This window comes from Fontibacillus panacisegetis, from assembly GCF_900102215.1.
Classification (GTDB): Bacteria; Bacillota; Bacilli; order Paenibacillales; family Paenibacillaceae; genus Fontibacillus; species Fontibacillus panacisegetis.
On record NZ_FNBG01000017.1, the window covers coordinates 19,366 to 33,442 of the forward strand.

The 14,077-nt window shown below is 41.6% G+C and carries 8 protein-coding genes; 2 read left to right on the forward strand and 6 right to left on the reverse strand.

Going from position 1 to position 14,077, the window contains the following annotated elements:
• The first annotated feature begins 39 nt into the window (after positions 1-39).
• Both BLS49_RS14615 and BLS49_RS14620 read left to right on the forward strand, forming a co-directional pair.
• On the forward strand, positions 40-2,481 hold the full coding sequence (locus BLS49_RS14615) for a glycoside hydrolase family 94 protein (protein WP_091231865.1): 2,442 nt from the start codon (positions 40-42) through the stop codon (positions 2,479-2,481).
• A gap of 256 nt (positions 2,482-2,737) precedes the next feature.
• A complete protein-coding gene (locus BLS49_RS14620; protein ID WP_091231868.1) occupies positions 2,738-3,988 on the forward strand; it encodes a methyl-accepting chemotaxis protein in 1,251 nt (416 codons plus the stop codon).
• A gap of 429 nt (positions 3,989-4,417) precedes the next feature.
• On the opposite strand, the gene BLS49_RS14625 is transcribed toward BLS49_RS14620, so the two are convergent.
• The 6 genes from BLS49_RS14625 to BLS49_RS14650 all read right to left on the reverse strand — a co-directional run bounded on the left by BLS49_RS14625 (position 4,418) and on the right by BLS49_RS14650 (position 14,064).
• Complete coding sequence (locus BLS49_RS14625) at positions 4,418-6,607, reverse strand: alpha-galactosidase (protein ID WP_091231871.1); 2,190 nt, start codon at positions 6,605-6,607, stop codon at positions 4,418-4,420.
• 123 nt (positions 6,608-6,730) lie between these two features.
• Entirely contained in the window at positions 6,731-7,357 is a 627-nt protein-coding gene (locus BLS49_RS14630; protein WP_091231874.1) for a GGDEF domain-containing protein, read from the reverse strand.
• Positions 7,358-7,403: 46 nt separating this feature from the next.
• Complete coding sequence (locus BLS49_RS14635; protein ID WP_245742445.1) at positions 7,404-10,526, reverse strand: ATP-binding protein; 3,123 nt, start codon at positions 10,524-10,526, stop codon at positions 7,404-7,406.
• Between the two features lies 1 nt (position 10,527).
• On the reverse strand, positions 10,528-11,175 hold the full coding sequence (locus tag BLS49_RS14640; RefSeq protein ID WP_342707203.1) for a class D sortase: 648 nt from the start codon (positions 11,173-11,175) through the stop codon (positions 10,528-10,530).
• A 20-nt stretch (positions 11,176-11,195) separates the two neighbouring features.
• Positions 11,196-12,269: a glycosyl hydrolase family 18 protein gene (locus tag BLS49_RS14645; RefSeq protein ID WP_245742447.1), complete on the reverse strand. Its 1,074-nt coding sequence runs from the start codon at positions 12,267-12,269 to the stop codon at positions 11,196-11,198.
• Positions 12,270-12,294: 25 nt separating this feature from the next.
• Complete coding sequence (locus BLS49_RS14650; RefSeq protein WP_091231878.1) at positions 12,295-14,064, reverse strand: polysaccharide deacetylase family protein; 1,770 nt, start codon at positions 14,062-14,064, stop codon at positions 12,295-12,297.
• Positions 14,065-14,077: the final 13 nt, after the last annotated feature.

The window sequence follows — 14,077 nt, forward strand, 5'->3', positions numbered from 1 at the left end:
ATAAACGCGCGTTCACAAACGAAGGGAGAGCTATTATTTATGAAATTCGGACAATTCGATGACGTTCGCAAAGAGTATGTGATTAACACTCCACAAACTCCTTATCCCTGGATTAACTATCTTGGTAATGAGCAATTTTTTGGACTGATTTCCAACACAGCAGGCGGTTATACTTTTTACCGTGACGCTCGTCTTCGCAGATTGACTCGTTATCGGTACAACAATATTCCACTCGATACTGGGGGTCGTTACTACTATCTTCGCGACCATGATAACAACGATTTCTGGACTCCAGGCTGGATGCCTGTTAAACGTGAGCTTGATTTCTATGAATGCCGTCACGGCCTTGGATATACATCAATTACTGGCGAACGTGGCGGAATCTCCGTAAACCAGCTCGCATTTATTCCGCTCGGCTACAATGGTGAAGTACATCGTTTAACAGTTAAAAATACTAGCAATGCCAACAAAACGGTATCTCTCTTCTCTTTTGCTGAATTCTGTCTCTGGAATGCTCAAGATGATATGACCAACTTCCAGCGTAACCTTAGTACTGGTGAAGTTGAAGTACAAGATTCCGTTATTTATCACAAAACTGAATACCGCGAGCGCAGAAATCACTATGCCTTCTATTCCTTAAACCGTAAAATTGACGGTTTTGATACAGATCGTGAATCATTTGTAGGGCTGTATAACGGACTTCATGAGCCACAAGTTGTAGTAGCTGGTAAAGCTTCCAACTCCGTTGCAAGTGGCTGGTCTCCTATCGGCTCTCACGAAGTGAAGCTTACTCTTGCTCCAGGGGAAGAACAAAGCCTCGTTTTCATTCTTGGTTATGTGGAAGTTCCTGAAGAGGAGAAATGGGAGGCTCCTAGCGTAATCAACAAAAAGCCAGCGCTCGCTATGATTGAGCAGTTCACAACAGATGCTGATGTAGATCGTGCTCTTCAAGAGCTGGCTGCATATTGGGAGAACCTGTTGTCCAAGTATCAAATTAACAGCGGCGATGACAAACTGAACCGTATGGTGAACATTTGGAATCCATATCAATGTATGGTTACGTTCAACATGTCACGTTCCGCATCCTATTTTGAATCCGGTATCGGTCGTGGTATGGGCTTCCGTGACTCTAACCAGGATTTGCTAGGTTTCGTACATCAAATTCCTGAAAGAGCAAAAGAACGGATTCTTGATATTGCTGCAACACAGTTTGAAGATGGCAGTGCTTATCACCAATATCAACCACTTACTAAAAAAGGCAACAACGAAGTAGGTACAGGGTTCAACGATGATCCGCTCTGGCTCATTTTGGGTACAGCTGCTTACATCAAAGAAACTGGCGATACTAGTATTTTGGATGAGCAGGTTCCATTCGATAGCAATCCAAACAACACAGCGACCCTGTTCGAGCATTTGAAGCGTTCCTTCTACCATGTCATTAACAATCTTGGACCACACGGCTTGCCGCTCATCGGCCGCGCGGACTGGAATGACTGTCTCAACCTGAACTGCTTCTCCAATGAGCCAGGCGAGTCGTTCCAAACCACTGCCAACATTGAGGGACGTGTTGCAGAATCCGTATTTATCGCAGGTTTGTTCGTATTTGTTGGTCCTGATTTTGCTGAGCTCTGCCGTATGCGCGGACTTGAAGCAGAAGCAAACGAAGCGGTATCCCATATCGATAATATGCGTGCTACAACACTTAATCACGGCTTTGATGGAGACTGGTTCCTACGCGCGTATGACCACTACGGCGAAAAAATCGGCAGCAAGGAAAATGAAGAAGGACAAATCTTTATCGAGCCTCAAGGTATGTGCGTTATGGCTGGTATCGGGGTTGAAGAAGGTCTTGCCGATAAAGCGATGGTGTCTGTACAAGAACGTCTAGACACTAAATATGGTATCGTGCTGCAACAGCCGCCCTATTCCAAATATTATTTGAACCTTGGAGAAATTTCGACTTATCCTCCAGGTTACAAAGAAAATGCAGGTATTTTCTGTCACAACAATCCTTGGATTATGATCGCTGAAACTGTACTTGGACATGGTAACAGAGCATTTGAAGTTTACTCTAAGATCGCTCCGGCTTATCTGGAGGATATCAGCGAGATTCACCGTATGGAGCCTTATGTATACTCCCAAATGATCGCGGGTAAAGACGCAGTCCGTCACGGTGAAGCTAAAAACTCCTGGTTGACAGGTACAGCTGCATGGAACTATGTTGCCATTACTCAAGCTATACTTGGGATTCAGGCGGATTTTAACGGCCTGAAAGTAGATCCTTGTATTCCTTCAGCATGGGATGGATTCGAAATCACACGCGTATTCCGTGGCGACACCTATGTGATTAAGATCAGCAATCCAAATCACGTATCCAAAGGTGTTAAGAGCATTACTCTTAACGGAGCTGCCGTTGAAGGCATTGTAATTCCTCCAGTAAGAGATGGCGGTACACATGAGGTTGTTGTAGTACTTGGTTAAATTGACACGATATAGCTAGTTTTCAATAAATAAGTCTTGTTCTGGTGAATCTACATTTTTTTCTTCTGTAACTCTGTAGAACACAGGACAAGACTTTTTCCATCCAAACAATGATTAATTATAGTTGTAATTCCTGAATTAGTTATATTATTTGAATTACGTGATACTATTTTCATAATTCGATGTATCCCCTTTCTTCTGTCGATGTTATAATCATGGTAGAATTATCCTAACTTCTAAGGAGGTCGCATATCCTATGTCATGGTTCAACAGACTCCCTATTTCTACCAAGTTAACTGCTGCAAGCTATATTATTGCTGCTTTGTTCGCAGTTCCTGTTCTAGTAACTTTCATTGTAGTGGGGAAATTTCTAGTAGGCGTTATTTTGATCGTTCTGCTGGGAGCGCTTACTTATCCGCTTGCACGTTTTTTGCGTAACAAGCTGTTAGAATCTTTTGACGACATCACCAGTGCTTCTGCTAAGATTGCCAAAGGTGATTTCACTGTGAGAATGATGGAAACCGCTGGAATGGAAAGCTTGAATCGGTCATTTAATAACATGGTGGACAAGCTGCGTAAAATTTTACAGGAAACCTCAGACATCACTCGTAAGGTGATGGACTCCAGCCGATCGATTGCGGATCGAAATAAAGATCTCATTGAGGTAATGACCCAAGTAACACATTCCTCCAATGAACTTGCACTAGGAGCTAACGAAATTTCTGAAGATGTCGCTGACATGAAGGACTCTATTGAAGGTATTGAATTCAAAATCTCCAATTATGCTGAATCAACAAGAGAAATGAATTACCGCTCTGCAGAAGCTCTAAAGATCGTCGAGAAAGGCCTTGAATCTGTATCTACCCAAACAGCAGGAATGCGCCGTAATATTGAAGCTACGGAAAAAGTGGCTGATTCGATTAAGGCTCTATCCATCAATGCTCAAGGGATTACTAAAATTACAGCTACAATTTCTGAAATCGCAGAGCAGACGAACCTTCTCTCACTGAATGCCTCCATCGAAGCGGCTCGTGCAGGAGAGCATGGAGCCGGATTCGCTGTCGTAGCTCAAGAAGTACGCAAGCTTGCCGAAGAAGCTACTACTTCAACAAAAGAAGTATTTAGTCTGGTACGCGGTATTGAACAAGATGTTAAAAATGCCGGACAAAACATAAAAATCAATGAAGAGGTCGTGCGTGAGCAAAGTAAAATGATCTCGGAAGCCGAACAAATTTTCCAGGAAATCGTTCAAAGTGTACAATATATTACGGATCAGATCGCAACGTTCTCTCAAGAAATTGAATCTATGCTTGAAAGTGCTCGCAGTATCTCTTCTTCGATCCAGAACATCTCTGCGATTACTCAGCAATCTGCTGCCGGCACTGAACAAGTATCCGCTTCTATGAATGAACAGATTACTTCCATCAAGGCGATGGCTGACGATGCAGAAGCAATGAAGAACGAAGTGTTCCAACTGCAAAAAACAATACATATCTTTAAGATTTAATAAGGGGCTGTCCCAAAAGTAGGTTTACTGTCAAAACTAGAAATAGCGGTGCAAGGAAGACGATCCCTGCACCGCTTGATCCGCCACACATTCTATGACCGTATTTCATGTGTAATAGTGTCATGATGCGGAATTCCTGAAATTCCTGCAAATGTGCAGGCTTTGTTTATGTAAAGCCCCTAAATGCCCTAAATTGCTGCGAATGTGCAGGCTTTCTCTAAGGATTCTCTTCAAACTAGTCTATTCTGAACCATATTCCTGCATTTTTGCAGGCTTTTGTTCATCCTTTCATGGCCGCTTTTAAAAAACTGCATTTTTACATGTTTTTCCTGATATCTTGCCTTTCCACTGCTAAACAAGAAGCGTCCCTCAAAGTTATCTAAGATAACCTTGAGGGACAGCCTCTTTTTTTTGCATTCGGATAACTAATTATTTTACAGCTTTTAGTCGTATTAGGGTACTGGAGAAATCTCCATGCACAGAGGTTACAGAAAGACCTGCAGACATTAAGCGATCCCCACCGTAAATTCCCCCACGATCGATCATCTCATAGTCTTTATCTGGATCGAGCCCTTCCAGCTTAACATAACGGAGTGGACCGTTAGGTTCAGCGAGAACCCGAAAATAGAACAGCAGCGCTTCCTCCTGATCACGACTTACAAACATCCATGCCGTCTCATTGCCTTCAAACGGACTGAGCAGTCTGTACAAGTCTCCCTGCTGTACTAGTCCTCTGATTTGTTTGTACAGCGCGATTTGATCCTTAGCTGTAGCTCTCTCCCCTTCAGTGAATTTAGTCAGGTCTAGCTCATAACCAAAATTGCCTGACATCGCTACATCTCCCCGGAATTCAAGGGAAGTGACCCGTTCTACCTGATGATTAGGTACAGCGGAGATATGTGCTCCCATAGTCGAGACCGGGTACACAATACTTGTTCCATATTGAATTTTTAGACGTTCTATCCCATCCGTATCGTCACTAGTCCATGTCTGAGGCATGTAATAGAGCATGCCGGGATCGAAACGCCCACCGCCGCCGGAACAGCTCTCAAACAGGATATGTGGAAACTCGGATGTTATACGTTCTAGGAGTTCATAAAGTCCAAGCATATAACGATGTGCTGTCTCTGCTTGACGCTCAGCAGGAGCTGTCGCAGAGCCAATCTCCGTCATATTCCGATTCATGTCCCATTTGACATACGATATCGGCACACTTGAGAAGATGTCGCTTAATCGTTCATACAAATAATCAAGTACATCTGCCCGAGACATATCAAGAACAAGCTGATCACGAGCCAGCGTCCTGCGATGTCCGGGTACATGCAAACACCAGTCCGGATGAGTCTGGTACAAATCACTATCCGGAGATATCATTTCCGGCTCAACCCAAAGACCGAATTGAAGTCCGGTATCTTTCACCCGATTTGCAAGATCGTTCAGTCCTTGAGGCAGCTTTCGTCTATCCTCAAACCAATCGCCCAAGGAGGAATTATCTGAGTCTCTGTGTCCAAACCAGCCGTCATCGAGTACAAACAGCTCTACACCAAGCTCGCTTCCGGCTTTGGCAATCGCCTCGATGCTATCTGCATTAAAATTAAAATATGTGGCTTCCCAATTGTTGACCAGAATAGGACGTTCCTGATCTCGATGCTGACCTCTACATAAACGTGTACGATACAATTCATGGAATGTTCTGGACATGCCGCCCAGACCTTCTCTGGAGTAGACCATGACAGCTTCCGGCGCCTGAAAGGTCTCACCAGGCTCAAGCCGCCATGAGAAATCAAATGGATTAATACCCATTGATACACGTGTCATTCCATATTGCTCTACTTCCGCTTCAGCAATAAAATTGCCACTGTAGATTAAACTAAAACCATAAACTTCTCCTTGTTTCTCATTCGCTTCCGGTGCGAGCAGAGCCAAAAATGGATTCATATGATGGGAGCTAGCGCCGCGGCGACTACCGATCCCTGTAACCCCAGTTCCGAGACGTCTGCGCTGAACATGACGTTCTCTGGCCCAGGAACCAGACAAATATAAAGCATCGAAGTTGCTATGTTCAAAATCAACGGATGCGCTTAATGCACGTTCCAGTTGAAGCACCTGATCTCCTTGATTCAGGAACCTTGCGGATCTTGCAATAGCATCAAACTTCTCAAACACTGTGTAATTTAGCACAACAGTAAGGCCCGATACAGCATCAAACATTTCGAGCTCAAGGGTCTCTGCTTCTTTAGCATGCTCCACATAAAGTGCTGGAAGCCCTTCCAATTTGGGTTTGCCAGAAAAAATGCGATGCGATCTATATTGAAGCTCTGTCGTACGAGTTCCGTTAGCTAGCTTGACTTGGTAAGCTGGATTACGGTAATCACTTGTACCATATTGAGGATATTCTTGTGGTAAGGTGTCCAGCGAGAAAGTTTTCATTTCCGGAATGGGATTCGGACTGAAGGAAGGCCGTTCTTTAAGGTTAAGTAACCCTTCTAAATTCGCATGTCTAATCCTCGATCCGAAGTACACATGAGCAGCATATCCATGAAACACTTGAATGATGTAACTTGTCCGACGTGATTGCAGGTGGAATAGTTGCTTATCTTCATCAAAAACAATGGGCATATAATTGTCCTCCTGATATGTTCTTATCTGACCTCAATTTATTAGAACACCTATATTCTACTATTAATATCAGGAGGAGTAACGATAATAAAGTGATCTTATATATGGATTTTTGTGTCCTATTTATAACTCGGACTCACTATTATCTTTATAGTTGTTACTAAACACGCAATATCTGTTTTTGCCCAGTCTCTTGGCGTGGTACATCGCAGCATCAGCTTCCTTGAACATTTTTGTCCGGTCGACCCTAGCACCTTGACTCATGCTAATCCCTATACTTCCAGTGACGGATATATCTCTACCTTGAATGTAATACGGTCTACTAATATTATCTAGAATGAGTCCTGCAAGTATTTCTACTTTGTTGGCATCAAAATTTTTCATGATGAACAAAAATTCATCACCACCCATTCGATAAGCAAGCTGATTTTTATTAGTTACTTGTTTCAAATGCTTGCTAATCTCTCGTAATAATTGGTCCCCAGCCTGATGTCCGTAAGTATCGTTAACTTCTTTAAACTGATCCAAATCCAGACTCAACAAGGCCAGATTTTCTTTCTTCTTATAAGTGGACCAGAAAAAATCCAAGCCATGACGATTCAGCAGTCCAGTTACCGGATCGCGATAGGCAAGTTCATACAGCTTTGCTCTTTCAGAACGCAGCTTTCTAATATAGAAAGCTCCAATAATCAATACTGTAATTATGATTCCCCAAAACAGGTACATATAAATTGGATTTGTAAACGTCATTTGCTTATCACCAACCAAATTTCATACTATTGTTGTTATATTATCATCAGGTCATTTTTGGAATCCTAAAAGATACCGACGTACCTTCACCAGAACGACTTACTATCTTTAACCCTTGTCCAAAAATTTGATTAAGTCTTCGATCGGTATTTTTAAGTCCGATTCCTTTGGTATGGTAAGTATGATCGTCAAGCAATTTATCCAGCTTTTCCTTACTCATCCCGATACCGTTGTCTTGTATAATAACATCTATATGCTTCGGTTCATCTTTGAAAGTAATCTTTACCGTTCCTCCGCTAGAGCGTGGAAGAATACCGTGACTAACTGCATTTTCTACTATGGTCTGTATAGATAGAGGAGGCAGCCATATCGAAATATTGTCAGGTATTTCCCACTCCACAACCAGTCTGTCACCAAACCGCTCTTGTTCAATATATAAGTATGATCGCAGTAAATCAAGCTCATGTTCCAAAGGAACCAGACGTTGCAAATTCTTCTCACTAATGCTTATTCGCAAATAGTTTCCAAACTCTTCAAGTAATCGGAGCATTCGAGTTGGATCACTATCACTTAGCGAGGCGATAGAATTCAGTGTATTGAACAGAAAATGTGGTTGAATTTGTGCGTGAAGCCATGCAGCCTCCATAAGCATTCGTTCTCGAACAGATTGTTTGAGATTAATCAAAGCATGCACTCTTGATTTGAATTCAACATAGCTGATGGGCTTCATAACATAATCATTAGCCCCCGCTATAAAGCCAGCGTAAACATCCTCTGGACGGGTTCTCGCAGTAACAAGCAGAACGGGAAGCTCAGAGATCGTGAACTTGGAGCGTATTTTTTTTGCAAGCTCAAATCCAGAAACATTTGGCATCATAACGTCAGAAATGACAAGATCCCATTCCCCATCCTCCAGCTTCTTTAAAGCATCCTCAGCCTTCGTTACTGTAGTCAAATTAAAGCGCTCAGATGGCAGCATATTGCTAATCACCTTCAAATTAATGGGATCATCATCAACTGCAATTACTCTAGGTCTATTCTCTTGTGCAATCTCACAACGATACCACGCCTCATCCTCATCGTTTAATGAAGAATCCCACATAGGATTATCATTACTGGTTTGAGAAATAGCGGGCTCAAAGCTGGAATTACCTTGATCTAACATTAATGAATTTATCTCATTATGCTCCAAAGCCAAAGTAAACGTAAAAGTAGAGCCCTGATAGACCTTAGTCTGTACTTCGAGCCTTCCACCATGGAGTTCAACAAGCTGTTTGCAAATACTCAAGCCAAGTCCTAATCCACTAATAGAACCCGTTAACCCGACATCTCCTTGCTCGTAAGGTTGAAAAATGCGTTGAACCGTCTCTTCATCCATACCAACCCCGCTATCCTTAACATGAACAAATGCTATACCTTGCTTGATCTCGGCATCCAGCACAATTTCGCCTTCGTGGGTATATTTAATAGCATTATGAATTAAATTGAACAGAATTTGAATCAAACGATTTTCGTCTGCCATCACGCGAGGAAATGAAGCTGGTACATTCATTACAAGCTCAACCTGCTTGCCCTCTGTCAAATAGCGAAGCATGTCCAATACACCAGTTGCAACCGCTTGTAGACTCAAGCCTTGCTTATTTAACCTGATCGCTTTTTCTTTTAATAGAGTAACATCAATCAGATCATTTAATAGCAGCGACATTCTCTGTCCTACGGTAATAATTAATTTCAAATCCTTTTTCTGCTGAGACTCCAGCCTATCCTTTGATTCATCCAATACATTTTGAGCAATATTGATCATCCCATGCAGAGGATTTCTTAATTCATGCGACGTATTTGCGAGAAAATCATCTTTTACTTTATCAGCCTGTGTAAGTTTGGTCGTAAGCGTTTGGGCTCGGTAAGTCACTTTAAAAAACTTTAAAATCCAATAGGAAGCTAAACAGATTAATGAAATAATTAGATCAAACGGATAATATGGCATGTCAAACCAGAACGAGGTTTTAATAATACCGCCAATGGTGAAATTCATCGAAAGTGCGAAACCAGACAAAAAAATTAAAAAAGCTCCATCTTTGCCTTGAACAATTCCTCGTAGCGCAAATAAAGGAACATACAGAATAGGGACCAGCACAACAAACAGTAAAAAATATCTTAAATATATAAAGGCATCCAAAGAACAAACTGCAATCACTACACAATAAATGCTGCAGATTATCGCAAATAGTCTATCTTTTTTACTTTTGGCTGTTTCGAACATTGCTTTATAGCAAAGTGTTAAAAAAAAGCAAACTCCCACATAAGCAATGATCATGATCTTGGATGACCACTCAAAATCTATAGGAATCCATGTGAACAGAAGTTTATCATCATCACTTAATACACAAACGATCGTGCAAATAAAAGCAGCTGCAAAATAAATAATCTCGATTTGACGAAAGCCTAGTATGTAAATTACACATGAGTATATTAAGTGAAGTAATATAATGAAACACACCAAAAGCTGCATCGACTCTGACAAATATTTCTCTTTCATCACTGCAGAAGTCGTACCAAACTTAATAGAATTAGTAAATCCGCCCGCTTCTGAAGCCTGAAAATTAGACACATGAAGCATGATGTCTATTTCTTTCGAATTTGTATGAAAAGCAGCAGTATAAGGTATACTTGCTGCTTTATTGAGCTCTTTTGTTTCAGTTGGATGGCCCATTTCATGCAGTAATTCCCCATTTATATACAATCTGAACGAGGTATTAATATTTTTAATGCGTATACCATACAATATTGAACTATCCTTAACTAACACTTTTAAACGATAAGTTCCATATCCGTATGGAGAGTCCATGACGTTCTTATCATTGTGCCAAGACCCAGGAACCTTTACGAAAGAATTATGAGACAAGGCCGCTTCTGTCTTATCCTCATTCGGATCAATAAAAATGCCGGGATAGAACTCCCAATCTCCATTCAATGAAATAGTACGTTTGTCGTCCAATCTCCATTTCTGAAGATCCATAACTCCTTGCGTAACCTTAGGCTGGCCTAGCTCTACTCTATAGCTGATCCATATTAAGCGGAAGCATAAAAGCAACAGCACAAACAGCACAAAATACAGCAGCATTTTCTTTTTTGACATTGTCTTAACTGGGGGTTTAAGTAAGTTCATTTCATTCCTCTAATTCTGCTTGTACAATCAGACGGTGAGTAGACTTGTTTAACGGAGTACAAGTAATTAAAGTAAGCCACTTATCATTATTGTTGCTGTTCAATACTGAAATGTCCGTTGGTTCTACAACCGATATTTTAATCACCTTATAGGTGTATTTTTCGCGTTTAGTAGTTATTTTGACCAAATCTCCTAGTTCTACTTCATCCAGCCGATTAAATAAACGACCTTCTTTTCGAGCTCTGTGCGCTGCTATTGCCGCGTTACCTACCTCACCTAAAGGCGTTGTATCAGACATATGTGTAGCTGCATGCCGCATGTTCTCTTTTGTCGCTCCTTCAAGCACAGGGAGCTTCAAATCAATCTTATCTATTTCAATAACTGCTATCGGTGTCTCGCCGTTAACCTCTTCTAATGGTTCAATAGCGACCGATTCCTCTTCTTCACCCTGATCGAGCAATGTAGAAACTTGCGCATAGCTCCTCTGTATATCGGTATTAGATCTTACAGATTCCTGTGTCAGCTCCAACTGTTCGGCATCCTCTAACAATTGATTCTGTTCGTAATCCGCTTTCCATTCCAGAAGTTTGGGAGTCAACATAATCAGTAACCCTAGTAAAATTAAAATGTACGGAATCTTGTTACGCACTATGCCACTCCCTCTCTTCATTAAGGACTCAAAGTCTGTAAAGTACCTTCGCCAATCTCGCCTAATCTCCAAAGCGCAATGTTATAAATTCCTGCTTTCGCCGCGACATTCATCCATTGCGTCAACGTCTCGTTATCTGCATACCATACAGTATGCTGAGTTCCGTTTTCATCCTTATATTTGTAATATAAGGACCCGCTTTTTTTATCGCGAGCCGGAATTGAGAGAGTAGACTGTACAAGCATGGAAGCCTGCTTTTCTGTTAATGCCTTTACTTCACCGTTAGCAGACCAGTCAAATCCACCTAAGGACAAGGCGATCATGTGATTGCCAGGGAGCTTTTTCATCTTTTTCGCTAAATCAGTAATCAATGCATTGTCCGCTTTAGGTCCAGGACCACTATGTGTTCCATACAGATTGTAAGCCATCATGACATATACAGGACCCTTCGGTAAAGGGAGAGATCCCACTTTCGCCTTTGGTTCAAGCACGATTCTTAAGGTTTTTCCCGAGGCATGCAATCGTTGGTACAATTCCTTATAGAAAAGGCACACATTTTTCCAATCTTTATCAGAAATCTGTTCATAGTCGATCTCCAAGCCGCCAAAACCGTAATTATTGACCGTTTCCACCAGTTCATCAATATGCTGTGTCCGACTTGTTTTCGAAGATACCAGCCTAGTTACAAGATTGGGATCTTTCTGAACCACTTTACCTTGACTATCAAAACGATCATTAACCACAGTTAGCGTTACGTCGGCCAGCCCGTTATTTCCAGTAGTAACCAGAATCTGAGGCATGCCTTCAATCATTTTTTCGGTAAAATACAACTTATCCTGATCGTTAAAATAAGCCGCAAACAACTGCAAACTATCTATATGGTCGCCCAGCTGCTGCAAGTCCTCTAACCCCGATTCCCATTGCCAATCCGTTATCCAAGCTGATAATTTCGGCTCAGGTGTCTTTGTCATAGGCATATCCTTCATATATATATTGTCTTTCTTCACAATAGATATCAAAATAGCACCTAAAATAACAAGACTTAGTACAGCTGCGACTGCGATCCCGTTTCGTGTTCGCCTTTTTCTTGGCACTGCGTACAGTCCCTTCTATCCATGATTAGAACGTATCCATCGTCCAGTTTACAGCAGTATTCACAGCCTTTTTCACACGACTGACCACACCTTCAATCCCTGAAAGCTTCAGGCTGTACTTAAAGGATGAATCGTCACTTTCATTTCCAGGTGACGTAACCTGTAGATCCTCAAATACCCCATCATAAATATCATCTTTTTCGTTCTGTTCATTATATTTAGCTTCAAGAGCGATTCCACCGATTGATATAGAAGGATCAACCTGCAGATTCTCAACCAGCAGCTGATCGTCAACAATGATTTTCAAGGATTGTCCCACAAGCTCAACTTCGAAATTTCTCGAATTGCGAATGTTAACAGGGTAATCATGCTTATCACTCGTGACGCCTGATGCTGTCTGTTCCTTCGTGTAGACGGAAGCCTTGTCAAATGCCAAATCTTCTTCCTTCCATTGTAGCTCATCTAATGGCTGACTGAATACTGGCTTATCCGTTGATCCTGGCTTTTGTTCCTCTACAATAATATTGTTATTTTCTAAGTAGACGTGCAGTGATGTTTTCTTAACTTTATCATATCGTAAGTAAACGCCCTGTTTACCTATAACATTACCGGAAGCTTTAAATGACACCTTGACATCGCGCTGATCGCTGCTTCCATTAAGATACATTTTACCTGATCCTGCAGGCGGTGATGTTAATATGATCATATTCTCGTCAAACTCGGCTACACCGCCAAGCATATTCCATTTCCCGGCTTCATCTTCATCTCCACGAACAAATTGCATCGTATTCCCGGTATCCTTTCTTATTTTCATAAGAAGGTGATTGGTAGACCAGTAGGAAGCGGGTTGGATTCTGGTCAGGTCATAAATATCATCATCCTTGCTGTTTAGAGTCTGACCCTCCCGATTAAAATGCATCTGGAACATGTTGTGAATATTACTCGAATTCGCATTCAGCACAAGGGGATTCATTCCTTCTCCTAGTGCATTGGAGTGCATTATCATATAAACCGATGGAACATATCCCAAAGTATCTGTATATATATCCTGCATCAATTTATAGTCACCCTGAATACGTGCTTCCATTTCATCACGATCCTCAATCGGAATCATGTTCTCATCACGAATAAAATCCATTAGATAGTGGTTGTAATACTCAATGTTTTCTTTGTCCGTCAGCTCGTTCTCATCCTTGACCCCAATATAACGCCCTTCTTTATCGAAGACATTAATGTAGGTTAGACGATACCCATTCGTTCCGAGCTCCCAGTACCCGGTCTTGGCCATCTTCAACATGTCTTTCGGCTGCAAAAATTTTCTGTCGCTGTTCCCCATTTTATTCGCGTAAGACAAAAAAGTTGCTTTATAATTATATTTTTCTAGCAAGGGCTGCGCAAACAAACTGGAATCATTGCGACCATCTTCAAAAGATAAAAATAATGCTTTTGGCGGCAACGGCTTTCCCTTCGTATAAAAATCAGTAATATCTTGTTGAGAGATCGTACGATATCCTTGATCATACAATGCCCCCAGTTGTTCATCCAACTGATTCTTGGCAACGAGCTTTGAGCTCGCACTGCGCCCTACTCCAAAATATGAGATTGCAATAAAGCCCTGATCCTCCTGCATCCATGCAGTCTTGTCCGGCTCCTCGTATCTCTGCACATCAAAAACCGCATCAATTAACAAGGCGATCAGCGCGAGCAAAATGACGGTTTGGATAATAGTTTTGATTACTTTATTAATATTTTTCTTCCGCACATTCAAGGCAGAATTTGTTTGCTTTTTTACCATTTCTGCCATCCTC